The 20,267-nt window shown below is 71.9% G+C and carries 16 protein-coding genes, 1 tRNA gene and 2 pseudogenes; 14 read left to right on the top strand and 5 right to left on the bottom strand.

Annotated elements, in window-relative coordinates:
• The first annotated feature begins 820 nt into the window (after nt 1–820).
• The gene (locus tag Sdagh_RS29245; protein ID WP_226535944.1) at nt 821–1,195 is read left to right on the top strand and encodes an alpha/beta fold hydrolase; all 375 of its coding nucleotides are present in this window, start codon (nt 821–823) and stop codon (nt 1,193–1,195) included.
• Between the two features lie 1,381 nt (nt 1,196–2,576).
• On the opposite strand, the gene Sdagh_RS29250 is transcribed toward Sdagh_RS29245, so the two are convergent.
• Nucleotides 2,577–3,044, bottom strand: coding sequence for a hypothetical protein (locus tag Sdagh_RS29250; RefSeq protein WP_189412493.1), 468 nt, complete (start codon nt 3,042–3,044; stop codon nt 2,577–2,579).
• 230 nt (nt 3,045–3,274) lie between these two features.
• Here Sdagh_RS29250 and Sdagh_RS29255 point away from each other — a divergent pair, with 230 nt between their 5' ends.
• Entirely contained in the window at nt 3,275–4,054 is a 780-nt protein-coding gene (locus Sdagh_RS29255) for an NAD(P)H-dependent oxidoreductase (protein WP_189412494.1), read from the top strand.
• A gap of 416 nt (nt 4,055–4,470) precedes the next feature.
• Here the strand turns inward: Sdagh_RS29255 and Sdagh_RS29260 are convergent, their stop codons facing one another.
• The gene (locus Sdagh_RS29260) at nt 4,471–4,722 is read right to left on the bottom strand and encodes a hypothetical protein (protein WP_189412496.1); all 252 of its coding nucleotides are present in this window, start codon (nt 4,720–4,722) and stop codon (nt 4,471–4,473) included.
• 388 nt (nt 4,723–5,110) lie between these two features.
• On the opposite strand from Sdagh_RS29260, the pseudogene Sdagh_RS29265 reads away from it, so the two are divergent.
• Nucleotides 5,111–5,728: pseudogene (locus tag Sdagh_RS29265) on the top strand (HNH endonuclease family protein).
• Between the two features lie 69 nt (nt 5,729–5,797).
• Nucleotides 5,798–6,043 (top strand): annotated as a pseudogene (locus tag Sdagh_RS29270) (haloacid dehalogenase); the annotation flags it as partial.
• Nucleotides 6,044–6,070: 27 nt separating this feature from the next.
• Here the strand turns inward: Sdagh_RS29270 and Sdagh_RS29275 are convergent.
• Nucleotides 6,071–6,146, bottom strand: a tRNA-Arg gene (locus tag Sdagh_RS29275).
• A 323-nt stretch (nt 6,147–6,469) separates the two neighbouring features.
• On the opposite strand from Sdagh_RS29275, the gene Sdagh_RS29280 reads away from it, so the two are divergent.
• The 7 genes from Sdagh_RS29280 to Sdagh_RS29310 all read left to right on the top strand — a co-directional run bounded on the left by Sdagh_RS29280 (nt 6,470) and on the right by Sdagh_RS29310 (nt 14,757).
• Complete coding sequence (locus Sdagh_RS29280) at nt 6,470–8,077, top strand: dynamin family protein (RefSeq protein WP_190077212.1); 1,608 nt, start codon at nt 6,470–6,472, stop codon at nt 8,075–8,077.
• A gap of 3 nt (nt 8,078–8,080) precedes the next feature.
• Nucleotides 8,081–10,171: a YfjP family GTPase gene (locus Sdagh_RS29285; RefSeq protein WP_190077213.1), complete on the top strand. Its 2,091-nt coding sequence runs from the start codon at nt 8,081–8,083 to the stop codon at nt 10,169–10,171.
• A gap of 173 nt (nt 10,172–10,344) precedes the next feature.
• Nucleotides 10,345–10,812, top strand: a complete 468-nt coding sequence (locus tag Sdagh_RS29290; RefSeq protein WP_190008255.1) for a single-stranded DNA-binding protein — start codon at nt 10,345–10,347, stop codon at nt 10,810–10,812.
• Nucleotides 10,813–11,105: 293 nt separating this feature from the next.
• The gene (locus tag Sdagh_RS29295) at nt 11,106–12,551 is read left to right on the top strand and encodes a Cys-Gln thioester bond-forming surface protein (protein WP_190077214.1); all 1,446 of its coding nucleotides are present in this window, start codon (nt 11,106–11,108) and stop codon (nt 12,549–12,551) included.
• Nucleotides 12,552–12,963: 412 nt separating this feature from the next.
• Nucleotides 12,964–13,647: an ATP synthase subunit B family protein gene (locus Sdagh_RS29300; RefSeq protein WP_190077215.1), complete on the top strand. Its 684-nt coding sequence runs from the start codon at nt 12,964–12,966 to the stop codon at nt 13,645–13,647.
• Between the two features lie 64 nt (nt 13,648–13,711).
• On the top strand, nt 13,712–14,077 hold the full coding sequence (locus Sdagh_RS29305; protein ID WP_226535946.1) for a phage holin family protein: 366 nt from the start codon (nt 13,712–13,714) through the stop codon (nt 14,075–14,077).
• Complete coding sequence (locus tag Sdagh_RS29310; RefSeq protein WP_189412530.1) at nt 14,053–14,757, top strand: DUF3618 domain-containing protein; 705 nt, start codon at nt 14,053–14,055, stop codon at nt 14,755–14,757. Before Sdagh_RS29305 ends, Sdagh_RS29310 begins: the two co-directional genes overlap by 25 nt.
• Before the next feature lie 325 nt (nt 14,758–15,082).
• Here the strand turns inward: Sdagh_RS29310 and Sdagh_RS29315 are convergent, their stop codons facing one another.
• A complete protein-coding gene (locus Sdagh_RS29315) occupies nt 15,083–16,690 on the bottom strand; it encodes an alpha/beta hydrolase (RefSeq protein WP_190007710.1) in 1,608 nt (535 codons plus the stop codon).
• 338 nt (nt 16,691–17,028) lie between these two features.
• Between Sdagh_RS29315 and ettA the strand changes: the two genes are divergently transcribed.
• The 3 genes from ettA to Sdagh_RS29330 are packed head-to-tail and all read left to right on the top strand — an operon-like array spanning nt 17,029 to nt 19,799.
• The gene (ettA, locus tag Sdagh_RS29320) at nt 17,029–18,693 is read left to right on the top strand and encodes an energy-dependent translational throttle protein EttA (RefSeq protein ID WP_189412548.1); all 1,665 of its coding nucleotides are present in this window, start codon (nt 17,029–17,031) and stop codon (nt 18,691–18,693) included.
• 6 nt (nt 18,694–18,699) lie between these two features.
• Nucleotides 18,700–19,125 carry an acyl-CoA thioesterase gene (locus Sdagh_RS29325; RefSeq protein ID WP_189412550.1) on the top strand — a complete coding sequence of 142 codons (426 nt, stop codon included), beginning with the start codon at nt 18,700–18,702 and terminating at the stop codon, nt 19,123–19,125.
• Nucleotides 19,122–19,799 (top strand): DUF8010 domain-containing protein, encoded by a 678-nt coding sequence (locus tag Sdagh_RS29330; protein ID WP_189412552.1) that lies wholly within the window; start codon nt 19,122–19,124, stop codon nt 19,797–19,799. The genes Sdagh_RS29325 and Sdagh_RS29330 overlap by 4 nt, the downstream gene beginning before the upstream one ends.
• Here the strand turns inward: Sdagh_RS29330 and Sdagh_RS29335 are convergent.
• Nucleotides 19,783–20,187, bottom strand: coding sequence for a globin (locus tag Sdagh_RS29335; RefSeq protein WP_189412554.1), 405 nt, complete (start codon nt 20,185–20,187; stop codon nt 19,783–19,785). The genes Sdagh_RS29330 and Sdagh_RS29335 overlap by 17 nt on opposite strands.
• Between the last annotated feature and the right edge of the window lie 80 nt (nt 20,188–20,267).

A 20,267-nucleotide genomic window follows, 5' to 3' on the forward strand; every position in this document is an offset into this window, starting at 1 on the left:
ACGACAGCACCGTCACCCGCTCGACGGCACCGCTCACCCCCGCCGTCCGTATCGCCAAGGGGCGCCGGCGGCGGCGACCTCACCTCCAAGGGCGATCCCCTCAGCAAGGACAGGGCCGCCACGGACGGCGGCGGCGTCCCCAACCTCGGTGCCGTCCCCCACGCCGGTCCGCTCACCGGCAACAGCCCACCGGGCAAGGGCGGCGGACTCGCCAGCAAGGACATCGTGTCCCCCATGGCGGGAGCGACGGCGACCTTCACGGGCGGCACCGTCTCGGACAACACCTGCACCGGCCGGGGCGGGGGCATCCACAACGGCCTCCCAGGGCGGTGGCATGGCAGCGCCGCCAAGACTCCACCGCAACCACTCTGTGCAGCACACCTGTCAGTGCCGACACTGCGCTGCCCCCGGCCGGCGGCGACTACCGCGAAACAGCACCATGACCCTCACCCCGGTCGGCCGCGTCCCCCGACAACTGCGTCGGCGGTTCCCCCGCGGTCCCCGGCCGCGTCGCCTGACGTACGGCCATGAGGGTCAAAGGGTGACTGGAGACCCTGACAGAGGAGTCCAAAGCGTGCTGTGACGGATAACGTCATGTGAATCAGTGTTTCCGTCCATATGGTAGGAGTGGTGATGGGACTGCCCGTCGTCGGTGGTTTGCTCGACAGCGTGATCGGCATCGCTCTCGGTGCGGTGAACGGCATCGCGCCTCAACTCGGAGCCCTTCTGGCCGGCCTGGGCCTAGGGCTCTGAGCGGTCCGACGCGAGGTTCGCTGTCCGCCCGCAGGGTGGAGGGCGCCGTCGGCGAGGAGAACGCGAGGTGCCGGCCGCGATCCGCTTCGCGGGCACCGCGGCCGCCGCGAGCAGAAGACCGCCGGCGGACTCCGGTCGACCCTGGGTGCCCAGTCCGTCCCGCGGACCGGGCACCGCCTCCGCCGAGCTGTACCGGGCCTTCGACCACGACGCCGAGGTCAACAAGGCGGCTCTCGCCCGTGACGGCAAGCTGACCATGCCGGTCCTGGCGACCGGCGGAGCGGGCCACGACTATGCGGCAATGGCCGGCGACATGATGCGCGAACACGCCGACGACGTCACCCACACCATCGTCCCCGATGCCGGGCACTGGGTCGCCGAGGAGAACCCCGGATTCTTCATCTCGATGCTCCTCGACTTCGACCGGGCAGCCCGGAACTGAACAGACGCCGCACCCATCCCTCATCACCTGCCGCGAAGCTGCCGGGATCACGCCGCCTTCGTCATCGATCTATAGCAACGGAGCACTGGCTCTGTTCGCGCACTTGTTGCAACGAACTCGCCGGCGTCTCCATGCTCCTGCCCGGCCACGGTCTGGTCTCTGCTATGCCGTCCGTTCCGATATCCGACTCCACCATTAGGGCCTGTCGTTTGGATCACGCCGCGGACGCGGGGCCTTGCACGCGCACCTGCCGCGTTGTCGTCACTCGCCGACGCTCCGCGTCGACTCCCTCCTCCGCCTTGCATCCGCACGCACCAGGCCCCGCTCACCGGCACGAGGAAGGCACAGCCGATTCCCCGCGACCTGATCCAAACGACAGGCCCTGGCCCGGCCCGGCGGCGCGCAAGCCGGATTCCACCAGGAATGGAAGCAGGCCGGGGCCAAGGAGAAGCTGGCCCGGACAGTCGAGGCTTTCCGCCAGTTCAAGCAGGGACTTCTGCCCGCCGGTCCCGGAGCCGACGCCCTCATGGCCACCTTCCGCACCATTGAGGAGGAGTTGGACCGGAACAGGCCCTCGAACGCGACATCCGTGGCTGGCTCGCGGACTGGAACGAACACCCCCGGCCCTTCGTCTGGACCAAGACCGCGACGAGATCCTGGACTAAGTCGCCGCCTACTGCCGACGAATCTCCGACTCAGATCACTAGGGAGGCTGACCTGCTCTTTCCGGGTGAAAAGGGTGGCCTGCTTGCAGGGTCCGTGTTTCGGCGTGTCTGGGGCAAAGCGCGCGAGGAGGTCCTTTCGGAACGGGTAATAGTGTCCAGGTGCTGCTCGCCACGTACGCGCGCTGCATCGATGGCGAGGTCGGCGGAATCTAGGCCCTCGAAGACGATGAAGATCATCAATCGGCGGGCGCACGACGAGCGGCCTCGGCCCCGTGGGAGCGGGGGCGGGGCCGCTTCGCTGTGCCCACTGGAGGGGGCCTCGGGCGCCTGATTCCTTGGGACGTATGTGGGACGAACACCCGTAGGGGCCCGGATTCGGTCGGTTCCAGCTGGACATCGACGCCTGCGGAGTGTGGGCGTGGGACTCTCGCTGGGGCGTCGCTCTAGGGGCTCTGACCTGCGTGTTAGTGCCCCGGATGGCGGCATGGTGGTGGCGCCCCCGGCAGGACTCGAACCTGCGGCCAAGCGCTGGAACGGCCGGGTGCAGGGGAAATGGAGTAGCCGAGAGGCGTGGTGGCCGGAGAGCACTGCGATCAACCAATGGGGCGCAGCGCTCGCCGCCGGTCCGCCTGCAGGGGCAGGCATCAGACGGTGCGGTGCGGTGCGTGGTCGGAGAACCGGTTGTCGGTGTCGATGCGGATCTCACGTACGCCTGGCTAGGAGCGGGGGAGGGGGTCGTTGGTGGCGGCGATGACCTGGCAGGCGTAGCCGTCGGGTGAGGCGTCGTCGGCTATGTCGATGAAGGTGTTGATCAGCCGCAGCCCGGTGGCGTGGTCCAGGCCCTGGGATCCGAGGCCGGCCAGGAGGGAGTCGATGATGAGCAGCGGGGGCACGCGGACGGCGGGGTCGACGCGGCCGAGGTCGCGCAGGGCCAGGAGCAGCGCGACGTTGGTGGCGGCCCTCGGGCTGCCGCCGACTGAACTGTGGGCGAAGGTCTTGTCGACGTCGTGGCGTTCCTTGACGCGGGTGGTGAAGTCACCGGGGTCGATGAAGGCGGTCTCGACGTCGGGGCTGATCTGCTGAAGCCGGGCGAGGAAGAACTCCGACCAGCGTCCGGTGAGCTTCTTGCGGCGTACCTCGTGGGCCGGCAGGCCACCTGGCTCGAAGAGCTTGCATCGCGCCACCCGCTACGACGTGGGTGAGACCTGGGTCGCCAAACACGATCAGCCGAACAGGCGCGGGGCCGAGGACCGCCTACCCGGGGGCGGGGGGAAATCGGCCTGTGCGGTAGACGGGCAGAGCACGAGGGCGTCCTGTCCGAACGATCACGAAACATGCCCAGCCCGCTGAGAGACAGCAGTGAGGCTCATATGGCGACCTAGGGTCAAGTCACACGATCGGAAGGAATAGCCGCATGAAGACGCTGGTTGTCCACGCCCACCCAGAGCCGAAGTCGCTCAACAGCTCGCTCAAGGACCTGACAGTGTCCACTTTGGAGAGCGCTGGCCATGAGGTACAGGTGAGCGATCTTTACGCGATGAACTGGAAGGCGGTACTGGACGCCGCAGACTACGGTCTGGATGCCTCGCAACGGCTCAAGGTCGCCCTCGACTCAGGCCGGGCCTTCGAAAGCGGTGCGCTCACTGCGGATGTCCTCGCCGAGCAGGAGAAGCTGCTGTGGGCGGACACGATCATCTTCCATTTTCCGCTGTGGTGGTACACGATGCCCGCGATCCTCAAGGGCTGGGTGGACCGGGTGTTCACCTACCGCTTCGCGTACGGCGTCGGCGAGCATAACGAAACGAAGTACGGCGAACGTTACGGTGAAGGAACCCTGGCGGGCAAGCGGGCCATGCTGTCGGTCACCACCGGCGGTCCGGAATCGCAGTACGACGCTCGCGGAATCAACGGCCCCATCGACGATCTGCTCTTCCCGATCCAGCACGGCATCCTCTACTACCCGGGCATCGAGGTGCTGCCGCCGTTCGTGCTCTACAGCGCCGACCGGATGACCGACGAGGAGTACCAGGACGTCGCCAAGGCCTGGGAGCAGCGCCTGCTGACCATGGGGTCGACCGAACCGATCGCGTTCCGGCGGCAGAACTTCGGGGACTACGAGATTCCCTCGCTGCGTCTGAAGGAAGGACTGGAGCCCGCAGGCCGCACGGGTTTCGGACTGCATGTGCGCAGCTGACGAACTTGGCCTGGGTGACGACCGGGTTGTTCACCCGGCAATGACCGGCAGGACTGCAGCCGAGGGGACCAAGGTGCTGTCACAGGACTCGCAGGGTCGGCCGAAACTCAGGGAGAGGGGCTGCTGGGCCACCTCTGCCGCCGCCGGACCTCGCCCGTCCGTTGAGGGGAAGCGCAGCGTGCCGGCCTTGACCTCCAGATAGCTGCGGAGCCGCCCGAGAACGGTCCGCGGTCGATGGCGAAGCCGGTGCCGACTGCGCGATGCGCCGGGTTCCCTCCCGTGCCGTCGACGCGCGGCGGCTTCCCTCTGCGCGTCCGACGCACGGCTGCCGGACGGTCAGGCGAACTCGGCCAGGATGTCGCGCACATCGCTGAACGCGGCGTCCATACCGTGGACGCGGGCGACGGCGAACGGGATCAGGACGACCTCATCGATGCCGGCCTCGTAGTGGGCGCGGAGCCGGCGGCCACGTCACCTGGTTTGCCGTACAGGGAGACGCGCTCTTCCACCAGTTCGCGGGCCGATCCCACCGGGTCGGACACGTGAACGTCCAGGCCGGCGCGGCGCAGCATGTCGCTGTAGTGGTGGCCCCGGAGGTGTTCACCGGTTTCGAGCTGGGCCAGGAGGAGGGCGTTGCGGCCGTCCCGGCCCAGGGCGGCGTGCACCACGGTCGCGACCCGGGCCGGGTCCGCCCGGCCGACGTGGCGCCGGCCGACAGGGCGGGCAGGAGGGTGTCGCGTACGTAGGGGGGCGGGGTGAGCCAGGTGACCGCGACGTCGGCCGAGGCGCCCGCCGCGCGGGCCATGCCCGGGCGCAGCCTGCCAGCGCCGATCTCAGCGTCCGGGGTGGTGAGGAGGGCGTCGGTGGCCAGCCGCGGCAGGCCCATCCGGCCGACGTGGAACAGGGGCCCCGGTGGTCCACGCGGTTCGCTTCGAGTAGCCGTCCCATGACACGGATGTGCTCGGCTACGGCGGAGTTCGGCGGCGCCGTAGGCGACGACGGGCGGGTGGCCGGTGAGGACGCCAGGGACCCGGCCTGGGCTGCGGCATCGTAGGGATGACGCAGTGCCATGAGGGCGACGGACAGTCCGACCGGGATGCGGTGGCCGGCTCCGGCGAGGTAGGCGAGGGTCAGCTCCCAGAGGGCGCCGAGGATCGGACGGGCTACGACCGGAACCTGTTCAAGCACTGGAACGCGGGGCTGAAGCGGGACGGCTGTGACACCCGCAAGGAGATCCTCATCTCCGAGGCGGTCGAGGCGCCGACGGTGGGAGCCCGGTGAAAGATCACGGGTGGTTCGTGGTGGTCGTACTACGACGAGCGGACACAGACGGACGTCGCGGACCTGGACATCGACCACATGGTGCCGCTCGCGGAGGCGTGGGACTCCGGGGCGTCGGACTGGACCGCCGCCCGGAGGGAGGCGTACGCCAACGACCAGGGTGCGGAGGAGTCGTTGATCGCGGTCACGGACCGGGTGAACCAGGCGAAGGGCGACCAGGACCCGGCGGAGTGGCTGCCACCGGCGGAAGGCACGCTGTGCCGGTACGTACCCGAGTGGGTGGGGACGAAGCTCCGCTGGGAGCTGACGGCGGACGAGGCGGAAACGGATACGCTGCGGGACCTGGTCGGCGAGTGCGCGGGGCAGACGGTGACGTACGAAGTCACGGAGTAGCGGACCGGGCTGACCCCCGTCGCCCGGGCGGCGGGGGCCGCCTCGTCGTGTCTGGGTACGCCCCCCCGCATGATTCGCGCAGTGATGTTCGATGTCGGCGAGTGCCTCGTGGACGAGACCCGGGAGTACGGCACCTGGGCCGACTGGCTCGGCGTCCCCCGCCACACCTTCGCCGCCATGTTCGGCGCCGTCATCGCCCAGGGCCGCGCCTACCGCGACGTCTTCCAGGAGTTCCGGCCCGGCTTCGACCTGTACGCCGAACGCGAGAAGCGGGCCGAGGCCGGACAGCCGGAAACCTTCGGCGAGGACGACCTCTTAGTGCCCCGGATGGCGGCATGGTGGTGGCGCCCCCGGCAGGACTCGAACCTGCGGCCAAGCGCTTAGAAGGCGCCTGCTCTATCCACTGAGCTACGGGGGCCTGGTGTGGTGGCCTGACGTCCTGGTGGCCGGAGTGCGGGCCGGTCCGTGACGGTGCCGGGGACAAGGATAGGGCTCCCGGCTCCTCGTCCCTGATGCTTCCCCTCCGTGGCTCGATGTGGAGGTTCAGTGAAGCAGCATCGATAATCGCAGGCAGGTGCGAATCGCGCATCGCTTTTGACGCCCCGCGCATCGGGTGTTGTGCACTCGTTATGCCTGGACTGCGTTCTCGCCCTACTCGCCCCTTCCGCCCCAAGTGTCGGGTCGGCGCGCAGACATACTCATATGCTTCAGAATTCCCCTAAAATTGGGCATTCTTCCCATGTGGTGACCTTGGACGTACGGCCTCAGCTGCTCGACGCACTCTCCGCCCTGCGCGACCGTGTCGCGGCCGCACGCTTCCCGCTGCCCCTGGCGGGGGCGCCACGCGCGCGTGCCAACCGCGACGAACTCCTCGCCCAGCTCGACGACTACTTGGTGCCCCGGCTCAGGGACCCCGACTCGCCGCTGCTCGCGGTCGTCGGCGGCTCCACCGGCGCCGGGAAGTCCACCCTGGTGAACTCCCTCGTGGGCCGCCGGGTCAGCGAGGCCGGCGTGCTGCGGCCGACGACACGCACCCCGGTCCTGGTCTGCCATCCGGAGGACCACCACTGGTTCAGCGGCATGCGGGTGCTGCCGCACCTCACGCGCGTGTGGGTGCCGCACCAGGACCCCGGCGACGACCTGCTGCTCCCCGGCGAGAACCCCGCGCGCGTGCTGCGCATCGAGACCGCCGACACCCTGCCGCCGGGCCTCGCCCTCCTCGACGCGCCCGACATCGACTCCCTGATCGCCGACAACCGCACGCTGGCCGCCGAGCTGATCTGCGCCGCCGACATCTGGGTGATGGTCACCACGGCCGCCCGCTACGCCGACGCCGTCCCCTGGCACCTGCTGCGCACCGCCAAGGAGTACGACGCCACCCTCGTCACCGTGCTGGACCGGGTGCCGCACCAGGTCGTCTCCGAGGTCTCCCGGCAGTACGCGGCCCTGCTCACCAAGGCCGGCCTCGGCGACGTACCCCGGTTCACCGTGCCCGAGCTGCCCGAGTCCGCGTGGGGCGGCGGACTGCTGCCGGCCACCGCCGTGGCCGCGCTGCGCGCCTGGCTCGTGCACCGGGCCCAGGACCCCGCCGCCCGGCACCACGTGATGGGCCGGACGGCGTACGGCCTGCTGGACTCCCTCAGGCGCCGGATGCCCGAGCTGGCCGGTGCCGCCGCCGCGCAGTACTCCGCCGCCCTGCGGCTCACCTCCGCCGTCGACGCCTCGTACGACAGCGAGCACGCGCGCGTGCGGGGCAGGTTGCAGTCGGGCGCCGTGCTCGCCGGGGACGCCCTGAAACGCTGGCGGGCTTTCCCGCTCGACTGCGCCCCCGGGGAGCTGCTGGACTCCCTGGTGGAGAGTCTGAGCGCGCTCCTGGTGTGCGCGGTCACCGCCGCCGACGAGCGCGTCGACCAGGCGTGGCGCCGCGAACCGGCCGCCGCCTGCCCCGACCTGACGGTCCGCGACCCCGCCCCGGACGGCCCCGAGCACCGGATCGGGCTGGCCGTACGGCGGTGGCGGCGCGAGCTGGAGGAGTACGCCGACGAGGAGGTCCGCGAGCTGGACCGGAGCCTCGCCCCGGACCCCGAGGTGGTCGCCGCCCTGGTCGCCACCGTGCTGCTCGGCGGGCGCCGGGCGCGGACCGCCGGGGAGTCGCTCGCGGAGCGGATCGGCGCCCATGGCGCGCTGCGGCTGCGGGACCGCGGCGGGAGCCTCCTCACCGAACACGTGGACCGGATCATGCACATCGAACGCGAACGCCGGCTCGCCCCGCTGGACGCCCTGGACGTCCATCCCGAACCGCAGGCCGAACTCATCGCCGCGCTGTCCCTGCTGCAGAAGGAGAGGTGACCGGTGACCGCCGTCACTGACCAGGACCCCACCGAGCACAGCGACCACACGGGGAACACCAGGGCCGCACCGGACGGTTCGCCGGGCGACGATGAGAGGCACGCCGAGGAACGCCCGCGAGGGCTCCGGGGTCTCCTGCGCCGCGGCGAACGGGGGGACGAACACGGGCAGGGAGAGGGGGAGGGACACGGGGAGCACGAGGAGGAGCGGGGCGGCGAGGACGGGAAGGGCGAGGCGCGCGGCAGGGCGCTCACCGGACGCGCGCGCCACGCGGAGGCGTCCCGCGCACCCGGCGGGAACGGCTCACCCGCGCGCGCGGGTGACGCGGAGGGCGACGAGGACGCCTGGGACGACGGCCTGATCGCGCGCCGGGTGAACGAGACCGACACCGCCGACCCCTTCTCCGCCGTCTCCCCCCTCACCGAGAGCCGTCCCTCCGGCGGCCTCTCCTCCGTGACCCCGCTCGCCTACGACGGCCCGCTCCGCTCCCGGCTCGACGCCCTGCGCGAACTGGTCGGCCTCTCCCGTACCCGGCTGGACAGCAGGACCCTCGCCGAGGCCGGGCGGGTCCTCGACGAGGCCGCCGCGCGGCGCCGCCTCTCCGGACAGCACACCGTCGTCGCCCTCGCGGGCGCGACCGGGAGCGGCAAGTCCCAGCTGTTCAACGCGCTCGCCGGGGTCAACATCTCGGAGACCGGGGTGCGCCGGCCGACCACCGCCGCGCCCATCGCGTGCAGCTGGAGCGACGGCGCGGCCACCCTCCTGGACCGTCTCGGCATCCCCGGCCGGCTGCGCCGCAGGCCCGTGCAGCAGCCCGGCGCCGACGAGCAACTGCGCGGACTCGTCCTCGTCGACCTGCCCGACCACGACTCCGCCGCCGTACAGCACCGGGAGCAGGTCGACCGGGTCCTGGGCCTGGTCGACGCCGTCATCTGGGTCGTCGACCCGGAGAAGTACGCCGACGCCATCCTCCACGAGCGGTATCTGCGCCCCCTGGCGGGCCACGCCGAGGTCACCTTCGTCGTCCTCAACCAGGTCGACCGGCTGCCCGGCGAGGCCGCCGAGCAGGTCCTCGACGACCTGCGGCGCCTGCTCGACGAGGACGGCATCGCGCTCGGCGAGCACGGCGAACCGGGGGCGACCGTGCTCGCCCTGTCCGCGCTCACCGGGGACGGCCTCGGGGAACTGCGCGAGGCGCTCGGCCAGTTCGTGGCGGCCCGGGAGGCGCCGGCCCGCCGGATCTCCGCCGACGTGGACGCCGCCGCGTGGCGGCTGCGGTCGGTGTACGTCACCGGGCGGCGGACCGGGCTGAGCGAGGAGGCGCGGGAGGAGTTCGCCGACCGGCTCGCGGACGCGGTGGGCGCGACCGCGGCGGGCGAGGCGGCCGAACGCGCCTGGCTGCGCAACGCGAGCCGGGCGTGCGGCACGCCCTGGCTGCGGCTGTGGCGCTGGCACCACGGGCGGCGCGAACCCGTCACCGGACGGCTGACGCCGCGCGCCCAGGCAGACGAGGAGGCCACGGCCCGGCAGCGCGTCGAGCAGGCGGTGCGCACGGTGGCCGACCGGGCGTCCGTCGGGCTGCCCGCGCCCTGGGCGCAGGCGGTGCGCGAGGCGGCGGTCCGGGGTGCCCAGGGGCTGCCCGAGGCGCTCGACGAACTGGCCGCCCGTTCCGGGCTGCCGCCGGGGCGCCCGCCGCGGCCGGGGTGGTGGCCGGTGGCCGTGCTGGCACAGGCGGCGATGACGCTGGTGCAGGTGGTGGGCGGGCTGTGGCTACTGGGGCAGATCGTCGGCGTCCTGTCGCCCAACCTGGGCGTGCCGGTGCTGCTCATGGTGTGCGGGATCGTCGGCGGCCCCCTCATCGAGTGGAGCTGCCGCATGGCGGCACGGGGCCCGGCCAGACGGTACGGCCAGGAGGCGGAACGCCGGCTGCGGGAGACCGCCGCCGGGTGCGGCCGGGCGAGGGTGCTGGACCCGGTGGCGGCGGAACTGCTGCGGTACCGGGAGGTGCGGGAGCAGTACGGGCGGGTGACGGGGGCGGGGATCCCGGGGCCGGGTGTCCCGGGCGTCCCGGGTTCGGGGGTCCGGGTGGGCTGAGGACGCCGGCCGTCACTCTTCCGGGTGGTGGAGTTGTCCACAGGCCGGCCGTCGTCCACAGGGCCCGGCGGCTCGGGACGGCGTCCCGCAGTCTGGCCGTGCGGCGATCGCGACGGACGCGACCGCCCCGGCCGTACGGGACAGCCCCGTCGGCGGCGGAGGGGTTGATGACGATGAACGAGACGATGATCTGCGTGGTGGGCAACGTGGCGACGCGGCCCGTCTTCCGGGAACTGGCGAACGGCCCGTCGGCCCGTTTCCGGCTGGCGGTCACCGCGCGGTACTGGGACCGCGAGAAGAGCGCGTGGGCGGACGGCCACACCAGCTTCTTCACGGTGTGGGCCAACCGCCAGCTCGCCGCCAACGCGGCGGGATCGCTGGACGTGGGGGAGCCGGTCATCGTGCAGGGCCGGCTGAAGGTGCGGACCGACGTGCGCGAGGGACAGAGCTGGACCTCGGCGGACATCGACGCGGTGGCCATCGGCCACGACATGGCGCGCGGCACGTCGGCCTTCCGGCGGGTGACCCGGCCCGAGGCGGCGGCCTCCGCCGCGCGCCCCGAACCCGACTGGGAGACACCCGCGGAGCGGCCCGGGGACCAGGAGCCCGCCCAGCGCCCGGAACCCGCCGCGGTGACCTGAGCGCCTGATCCGGGGGCGGGGTGTGTGCGGCGGAACCCACCGATTGACCGGAACCGCTCGCTCGGCGGCTTATCGACGGATGCATACCGGTCCCGCCGGGGGGATTTGTCGATAAGCCCAGCTCGTCCGCCGTGGTGCGATAACGATTCCGAGTCGGATCGGTGATCGGACGGCCTCACCGGGAGGCGCGGTGTGCCAGATCCTTAGGATGCCGAACAGGCCCTGTGGGGCCGCTGATTCTGCTGGTGGGACCGTGCCCCCACGCCAACCGGTCCTGCTCGAAGGGGAATTTGGTGCTTGCTTCGCTTACCGACCTGTCCGCGCACCGGCGAGGTGCGGCACGTCTGACCGCCTCCGCGCTGGTGTCCGCGCTCACCGCGGCCACCGCCGCGCTGGCGGGCGCCGGCCAAGCCGCCGCGCAGGAGACGGCACCGGGACAGGCGCGGGGCGGCGCGACGGCCACCATGGGCGGCCTGAAGATGTACGGCGCCGCCGTCCTGCACGAGGAGTCGGGCGACCAGGAGATCTCGGCCGGCCTGTTCGAGATGTCCGTCGAGGGTGGCGGCATGCTCCAGACCTACTGCGTCGACCTCCTCAACCCGACGCAGAAGGACGCCAAGTACCACGAGACGCCGTGGAGCGGCACGTCGCTGGGCAGCAACAAGGACGCGGGCCGCGTCCGCTGGATCGTGCAGAACTCCTATCCGCAGGTCAACGATCTCGCGGCGCTCGCGAAGAAGGCGGGCGTCCGGGGTGGTCTCACCGAGGCGGACGCGGCGGCCGGCACCCAGGTGGCCATCTGGCGGTACTCGGACCAGGCGGACGTCGACGCCGTCGACCCCGAGGCCGAGAAGCTCGCGGACTACCTGGAGAAGCACGCCCGCGACCTGGCCGAACCCGAGGCATCGCTCACCGTCGACCCGCCCGCCGTCTCCGGCCGGCCCGGGGAGCGGCTCGGACCGGTGACGGTGCGCACCAACGCGGGGAGCGCGGCCGTGGCGCCGCCCGCCGACGCCGCCACCAGCGGTGTGCGGATCGTCGACCGGAAGGGCGAGCCGGTCACCACCGTCGCCGACGGCGGCCAGGTCTGGTTCGACATACCCGACGACGCGGTGGCCGGCACGGCCGAGCTGGCCGTGCACGCCTCGACCAGCGTGCCGGTGGGTCGCGCCTTCGCCGCCGAGAGCCGCAGCCAGACCCAGGTCCTGGCCGGTTCCAGCGAGTCCACGGTCTCGGCGACCGCGACCGCCACCTGGGCGGACGGCGGCGCGATACCGGCCCTGTCCGCCGCGGAGAACTGCGCGGCCGACGGCACGGACGGGGCCGAGGACACCCCCGGCCTGGACATCACGGCGGTCAACGAGGGTGACGGGGCGTTCACCTTCGACCTGCTGGACACCGAGTACACCATCGCCCCCGGCGAGACCCGGACCGTCTCCGTGCCGCTCCAGGAAGACCAGCCGTACGACTTCACCATCAGCACGCCGGCCGGCCCGGAGCAGCGCTTCACCGGAGTTCTCGACTGCCGGACCCAGGGCAGCGCGGCCGGCGACACCACCCAGACCGTGGCCGAGCCCAGCCCCGCGACAGCGGGCGTCACCACCACGAACGCCAACCTCGCCGACACCGGCGGCTCCGAGGTCACCCCCCTGATCGGCGGCATGGCCCTGGCCCTCCTCGGCGTCGGCGGCGTCACCCTCTACGTCCTGCGGCGCAAGACGGAGACCCAGCGGAGCTGAGCGCCGGGCGTCAGCGGGGCCGAGCGACGGGTCCGGTGCGCGCCGGCCGCAGACGGGTCGCCGTCCGCGCCTGAGCGCACACCCGGTGTATCGGCGGTGGGGGCTGCCGGGGCCCGCGCCCCCGGCGCGCGGCATGCACCGGCGACCCGTCGAGGCCGACCGGCACCCTGGCACAGAGGCCGCTCCCGCAGGCCGCTCCCGGCGTCTTCCCTCGCGGTGCGGGCGAGGCCGGCGTCGTGGAGACAACGACTCGGCATTCTTATGTGAAGAACAGCCGGACGGAACGTGTCATAACCGCCTAAATGGCCACCCGAGACGGGACGGACGGCCACGTGTGACACCCGGCTCCGGCATTCACCGGACCACCTGGGGCACGGGCCGCGCGCTGAACATCGGATGAGGAGAGCTGCCGATGAGTGAGTCCGTACAGACCCAGACCGGAGCCACCAGGGAAAAGGTGAGGACAGAAACGTCCGCCACGGCCGACCGGACCAAGCAGGCCGCGAGTCAGGTCGCGGGAACCGCGGCGGACCAGGCTCGCTCCGTGGTGGACGAGGCACGACAGCAGGCAGGCACAGTCCTGGGGGACCTGCGCAGCCGCGCGATGGAAGAGGCCGAGGGGCAGACCAAGCGCGCGGCGGGCCAGCTCCGCCAGTGGGCGAGCGACCTCTCGGATCTGGCCGCGCACGCACGTGAGGACTCGCCGGCCCGCAGCCTGGTGACACAGGCGGCGGACAAGGGAGGCCAGGCCGCCGACTACCTGGAGGAGCAAGGCGTCGAGGGGCTCGTCGGCGACTTGCAGGACTTCGCCAGGCGGCGGCCCGGTGCCTTCCTGGGCGGCGCGCTGCTGGCCGGCCTGGCCTTCGGCCGTGTGGCCAAGGCGGCGGGTGCTGCCTCCCGGGCCGACGGAACAGGGGCAGGCCGGGATTCCGTGACGGCGGATCGCGGCGCGGCGGGGCCGCCGACCCGGCAGGCCGTGCCGACCGGCCCCCCGGCGATCGCCGCGGAGGACACGGTCGCGCCGCCGTCGTCCGGCGCACCCACCGTCGGTCCGTCGTCGGACGGCACGCCGGGCCGTGGGCGTCCGGGGGTGTGAGATGGCCTCGACCTCTCCCGTCCGCGGCACGGGAACACACCACGAGCAGGAGCAGGACCAGTCCGTGAGCAGGCTGCTGTCCGTGGTGACCGCAGACCTGCAGACCCTCTTCCGGCAGGAGGTCGAGCTGGCCAAGGCCGAAGTCAGGGAGGAGGCGAGCCGGGCGGGCAAGGCCGCCGGGATGCTCGGTGGTGCCGGCTTCGCGGGCTACATGGTCCTGCTGTTCCTCTCACTGGCCGCCGTGTTCGGCCTGGCCAACGTGATGGACGGCGGCTGGGCGGCACTCATTGTCGCCGCCGTCTGGGGTGTGGTCGCGGCGGTGCTCTACCGGAAGGGCCGCACGCGGATGAACACCGTCTCGCCGAAGCCGGAACAAACCGTCGCAACCATGAAGGAGAACGCGGAATGGGCACGTCACCCGACCAGATGAGGACCGAGATAGAGGCCACCCGAGGCCGACTGGCCACGGACGTGGACCGGCTCGCTGACCGGACCAGCCCCCGGCGCGTGGCACGGCGTCGCACCGCCCGGATGCGCGGCGCGGTGTCCGGCATGCGTGAGCGTGTGATGGGCACGGCTTCTCACACCGCGCACGGCGTGCGGGACACCGCTCAGTCGGCCGCCGGCTCGCTCCAGGAGGGCGCCGGGCAGGCGGCCGGATCGGCCCGCGACGCGGCAGGGCAGGCGGCCGGCACCGCGCGCGACGCGGCCGAACAGGCAGGACACGCCGTGCAGCAGGCACCCGACATGGCCCGCAGCCAGACCCAGGGCAACCCGCTGGCGGCCGGTCTGGTCGCCTTCGGGGCCGGAGTGCTGGCGTCCTCGTTGCTGCCCGCGTCCCGCACCGAGCGGGAGAAGGCTTCCGAGCTGATGCAGAGCGAGGCCCTGGAACCCGTCAAGGACGCCGCGACCGAGTCCGCGCAGCATCTGAAGGAAGGCACGAGGCAAGCGGCGCAGGAGGCGGCCGCCGAGGTGAAGGGCACGGCGGCCGAGGCCGCACACACCACGCAGGACGAGGCACGCGATCAGGGCGGCCGGGTCGCCGAGCAGACCCGGGACTCCGGCCGGCACCTCGCGGACGAGGCCCGGCATCGCGCCGGGCCTGGTTGAGCGGCCTGGACAGGAAGGACCCGCCAGGGGCCGCCTACGCGGCGACCCCTCGCCGGCCGGTCTCGCCGCCGGCGAACTCCAGAGCACGGGCCGTGGCCCGCCGGCCTCGTGCCGCCGGTGGCCGCAAGCGCATCCCGCCCACGAGGGGCACGCGGTCAGGAGCTATGGATATCGGCGCGGCGGTTCCCGGTCATCGCCGTGATGGGCCGTGACGGCCGGGCGGCATCCGTCGGCCCCGTCGGCCCCGTCGACGCGGCGTCGACCGGACGAAGGCCGGACAGCGGGCCGGACAGCGGGCCGGAGAGGGGGCACCGTGTTCCGGCGGTCACTTCGGGGAGACGTCGGTGCAGTGGACGTCCTCGCCCGGCAGGTGGCCGGTGGCCAGGAAGCCGACGGTGGCCTTGTCGGCGCAGGCGGAGCCTTCGCCGTAGACGGAGTGCCCGCCGTTGTCGACGCCGACGAGGACGGAGCCGCGACCGAGGGCCTTGTGCAGTCCGACGCCGCTTTCCCACGGCGTGGCGTGGTCCCGGCGGTTCTGCAGGATCAGGGTGTTGCGGGGCCCGCCCTTCATGACCCTGACCGTCGGCTCGGCCGGCTTGTCCCAGTAGGCGCATGCCCAGATGTTGGCGGGCATGCCCGCGGTGAGCGGCCACTTCGCGCGGTCGGCGGCGGTGCGGGCGGCGTAGCCGTCGACGTCGTGCGGCCACTCGGCGTCGCCGCAGGTGAGAGCCATGAACATGGTGGCCTGGTTGTCCGCGGGGATGCCCGGGGACGCCGGCGCCTCGGTGAACACCTCCTCGAGAACCTCGAGGTCGGCGGCCGTGGTGCTGCCGTGGGACAGGTCGTCGGCGGCCTTCCAGAACGCGGCGAGCAGGGGAAGGGTGTCGTTGCGCAGGAGCAGGGCGTAGGTCATGTTCCGCAGCAGCGCCCCGTCCAGCGACACCGGTGCGCCGGGAATCGCCGCGGGCGTGCGGTCGAGGCGGTCGGCGAGGGCGAGGTAGGTGCGGGTCACCTGCGCGACGTCCGTGCCCAGACCGAGGGTGCCGGCCTGCGCCGCGGCGACGCGGGCGGCGTCGGGGAACCGGTCGGCCATGCCCTTGCCCCAGGTGTCCGCCACCTGGCCGGCCCATACCTTGGTGGGGTCGACGTTGCCTTCCAGGACCATCCGGTCGGTGCGGTCCTTGAAGAGGGAGCGGTAGACGGCGCCGAGATAGGTGCCGTAGGACCGGCCCCAGTAGGAGATCTTCTTCTCACCGAGCGCCCGGCGGATGCGGTCCATGTCGCGGGCGGTGTTGGCGGTGTTGTAGTGCCGCAGGTTCCTGCCCGCCGTGTCGGCGCACTGCCTGGCGACGGTCTCTGCGAGGGCCACGTTCCTGGTGATCGAGCCGTCCGCGGCGGGGTAGGGGAAGAGACCGGGCACGCTGGGGTCCTGCAGACCGCAGCTCTGCGGGGTGCTGTGGTCGACGCCGCGCGGGTCGAAACCGATCAGGTCGTAGCGGTCCAGCACGGACGTCGGCAGGGTGGACGCCAGGGAGCCGGGCATGTCGAGACCGCCCAGGGCCGGCCCGCCGGGGTTCAGCAGCAGAACGCCCCGTCGCTTCCCGGGCTGTGCGGTGGACAGCCGGGAGACCGCCACGTCGATCTTCGGGCCGCCCGGGTCCCGGTAGTCGAGGGGCACCTCCAGCGTTCCGCACGTCAGGTCCGGGTCACGGGTCTGCCCCCCGGCCGGGGCCGGGCACTCGCCCCAGCTGATCCCGGCGCCCCCCGCGCTCCCGCCGGCGCTCTTGCCGGAGACCACGGCCGGTTGCGAGCCGCTGGCGTCGGGACCACTCGCGACCAGTGCGGTTCCCGCCAGTGCGGGAACCAGCAGGGCCGCGGCGAGCCGGCGGCCTCCGGGAGAACCGTGCCGTACTGAACTGGGCGTCGTCGCCATGGTGTTGTCCTTAGCTGCTGGGCTGGTCGGGCTTGTCCGGCCGTTGTGCCGACGATGCGAGTCAACCGGAGACCACCGGGGGCGCGCGTCACCCCGGAGAGGACAGAACAGGTAGCTCGCTCGGGGGACCCCGGCCCGGTCCCGGGAACGGAGCGGCCGCCGAGAGGACCGCCCGAGGCCCGCCGACGCCGAACCACAGTGACAGCCGGGGCTCAGGTGCCGTCCCGGAAAGGCCAGGTCACAGCGCCCGCCCGGAACGCGTTTCCGCCCAGGGCTGGCCGTGCGGCAAGATGGGGTGTATCTGCCCACTGCCTGATTTAGCTGCCGGACGGTTTCTCTTGGCTGAGTACATCTACACCATGCGCAAGGCGCGCAAGGCGCACGGCGACAAGGTGATCCTTGACGACGTCACGCTGAACTTCCTTCCCGGCGCGAAGATCGGTGTGGTCGGACCCAACGGTGCCGGTAAGTCGACCGTTCTGAAGATCATGGCGGGCCTGGAGCAGCCGTCGAACGGTGACGCGTTCCTCGCGCCGGGCTACACCGTCGGCATCCTGCTGCAGGAGCCCCCGCTCAACGAGGACAAGACCGTCCTGGAGAACGTGCAGGAGGGCGTCGCCGAGGTCAAGGGCAAGCTCGACCGGTTCAACGAGATCGCCGAGCAGATGGCGACCGACTACTCCGACGCGCTGCTGGAGGAGATGGGCAAGCTCCAGGAGGAGCTGGACCACGCCAACGCCTGGGACCTCGACGCCCAGCTGGAGCAGGCGATGGACGCGCTGGGCTGCCCGCCCGGCGACTGGCCGGTGAGCAACCTCTCCGGTGGTGAGAAGCGCCGAGTGGCCCTCTGCAAGCTGCTCCTGGAGGCCCCCGACCTGCTGCTCCTCGACGAGCCCACCAACCACCTCGACGCCGAGTCGGTGAACTGGCTGGAGCAGCACCTCGCCAAGTACGAGGGCACCGTCGTCGCCGTCACCCACGACCGGTACTTCCTGGACAACGTGGCCGGCTGGATCTGCGAGGTCGACCGCGGCCGGCTGCACGGCTACGAGGGCAACTACTCCAAGTACCTGGAGACCAAGCAGACCCGCCTCAAGGTCGAGGGCCAGAAGGACGCCAAGCGCGCCAAGCGGCTCAAGGAAGAACTGGAGTGGGTGCGCTCCAACGCCAAGGGGCGGCAGGCCAAGTCCAAGGCGCGGCTGGCCCGGTACGAGGAGATGGCCGCCGAGGCCGACAAGATGCGGAAGCTGGACTTCGAGGAGATCCAGATCCCGCCGGGCCCGCGCCTGGGCAACGTCGTCGTCGAGGTCGACAACCTAAGCAAGGCGTTCGGCGAGAAGGTCCTCATCGAGAACCTGAGCTTCACCCTGCCGCGCAACGGCATCGTCGGGGTCATCGGCCCCAACGGCGCCGGCAAGACGACGCTGTTCAAGATGATCCAGGGGCTGGAGGAGCCGGACTCCGGTTCCATCAGGGTCGGCGACACCGTCAAGATCTCCTACGTCGACCAGAGCCGCGAGAACATCGACCCGAAGAAGACCCTGTGGGCCGTCGTCTCCGACGAGCTGGACTACATCAACGTGGGCCAGGTCGAGATGCCGAGCCGGGCGTACGTCTCCGCCTTCGGCTTCAAGGGCCCGGACCAGCAGAAGCCCGCCGGCGTCCTCTCCGGCGGTGAGCGCAACCGCCTCAACCTGGCGCTCACCCTCAAGCAGGGCGGCAACCTGCTCCTCCTCGACGAGCCGACCAACGACCTCGACGTCGAGACGCTCAGCAGCCTGGAGAACGCGCTCCTGGAATTCCCCGGCTGCGCCGTGGTCGTCTCCCACGACCGGTGGTTCCTGGACCGGGTCGCCACCCACATCCTCGCCTACGAGGGTGACTCCAAGTGGTTCTGGTTCGAGGGCAACTTCGAGTCCTACGAGAAGAACAAGGTCGAGCGGCTCGGCCCGGACGCCGCCCGCCCGCACCGCGCCACCCACAAGAAGCTGACCCGGGGCTGATCGACCTTGCGGCACATCTACCGCTGCCCGCTGCGCTGGGCGGACATGGACGCGTACGGTCACGTCAACAACGTGGTCTTCCTGCGTTACCTGGAGGAAGCCCGGATCGACTTCCTGTTCCGCCCGGACAAGGATTTCCAGCAGGGGTCGGTGGTGGCCCGCCACGAGATCGACTACAAGCGGCAGCTCGTCCACCGGCACCGCCCGGTCGACATCGAGCTGTGGGTCACGGAGATAAAGGCCGCGTCCTTCACCCTCTCCTACGAGGTGAAGGACGACGACCTGGTCTACGTCAGGGCGTCGACGGTCATCGTGCCGTTCGACTTCGAGGCGCAGCGGCCCCGCCGGATCACCGCCGAGGAACGGGAGTTCCTGGAGGAGTACCGGGACGACACGAAGGACGACGAGAAGGCAGAGGCCGTCGCCGCATGACGGTGCTGCACCTCGCCGACGAGGGGGAGGCCGCGGACCTCGCGGCCTTCCTCTCCCGGCTGCTCCACTACGACCGTTCCGCCGCGGTGCGCCTCCAGGCGGCCGGCACCGCGCTCGCCGTCTTCGGACGCCCGCCGTCCTTCGAGGTGCTGGCGATCCGCGCGGTGCGGCTGGCGAAGCCGTACGAGGACGGCCTGGACGCCCTCCTCGACGTGACCGTCTCCGCCGGTGAGCTGCTGGAGGCGGTCGAGGAGAAGGCGGCCACGGCCGCCGTGCCGGCGGCGGTCACCGGGCCGCCGTGGGCGGGCGTGCTGCCCCCGCGCGGCGGCTGGCGGCCCGAGCCCGGGCCCGGACTGCCGTCCCTGGACGCGCTGCGCGCCCTGGTCGCCGCCGGGATCACCGAGTTCAAGGCGCGGACCCGGGAGCTGGAGGCCGAGCGGCGCACCCGCGCCGAGTACGACCGGATAGGGCGGGACATCTGGTCCCGTACCGTGGCCGGGACCCGGCTGCCGGTCCGGGCCGTGCACGCGGCCCAGTCGCTGGGCTTCCTGCGCGGTGAGGGCGGCCTCGCCCTGGTCGCCTCGGGGGCGTGGCTGCGGCTGCGCACGCCCTACGGTTCCGTCGCCGTACGCCGGGCGGGCACCGGGACGCTGGGGATCAGTCCGGCGCGTTGACCATCGACGCCGCCGCGTACGTCAGGTATTTCCACAGCGTCTGCTCGTGCTCCTCGGACAGGCCCAGCTCGTCGACCGCGTCCCGCATGTGCTTCAGCCAGGCGTCGTGCGCCGCCCGGTCGACGGTGAACGGGGCGTGGCGCATCCGCAGCCGGGGATGGCCCCGGTTGTCGCTGTACGTCGTCGGACCGCCCCAGTACTGCATCAGGAACAGCGCCAGGCGCTCCTCGGCCGGACCGAGGTCCTCCTCGGGGTACATCGGCCGCAGCAGCGGGTCGCCGGCCACTCCCTCGTAGAAACGGTGGACGAGCCGGCGGAAGGTCTCCTCCCCGCCGACCTGCTCGTAGAAGGTCTGCTCCTGCAGCGTGCCGCGCCGAATCTCATTCACGGTCCCATGGTCTCAGACCGGTGGGACCAGGACCCGGGTCCTACGACCCGTCCCGGACCCGGCCCCGCCCGTACTGTGGA

Source organism: Streptomyces daghestanicus, from assembly GCF_020521275.1.
Taxonomy (GTDB): Bacteria; Actinomycetota; Actinomycetes; order Streptomycetales; family Streptomycetaceae; genus Streptomyces; species Streptomyces griseoviridis.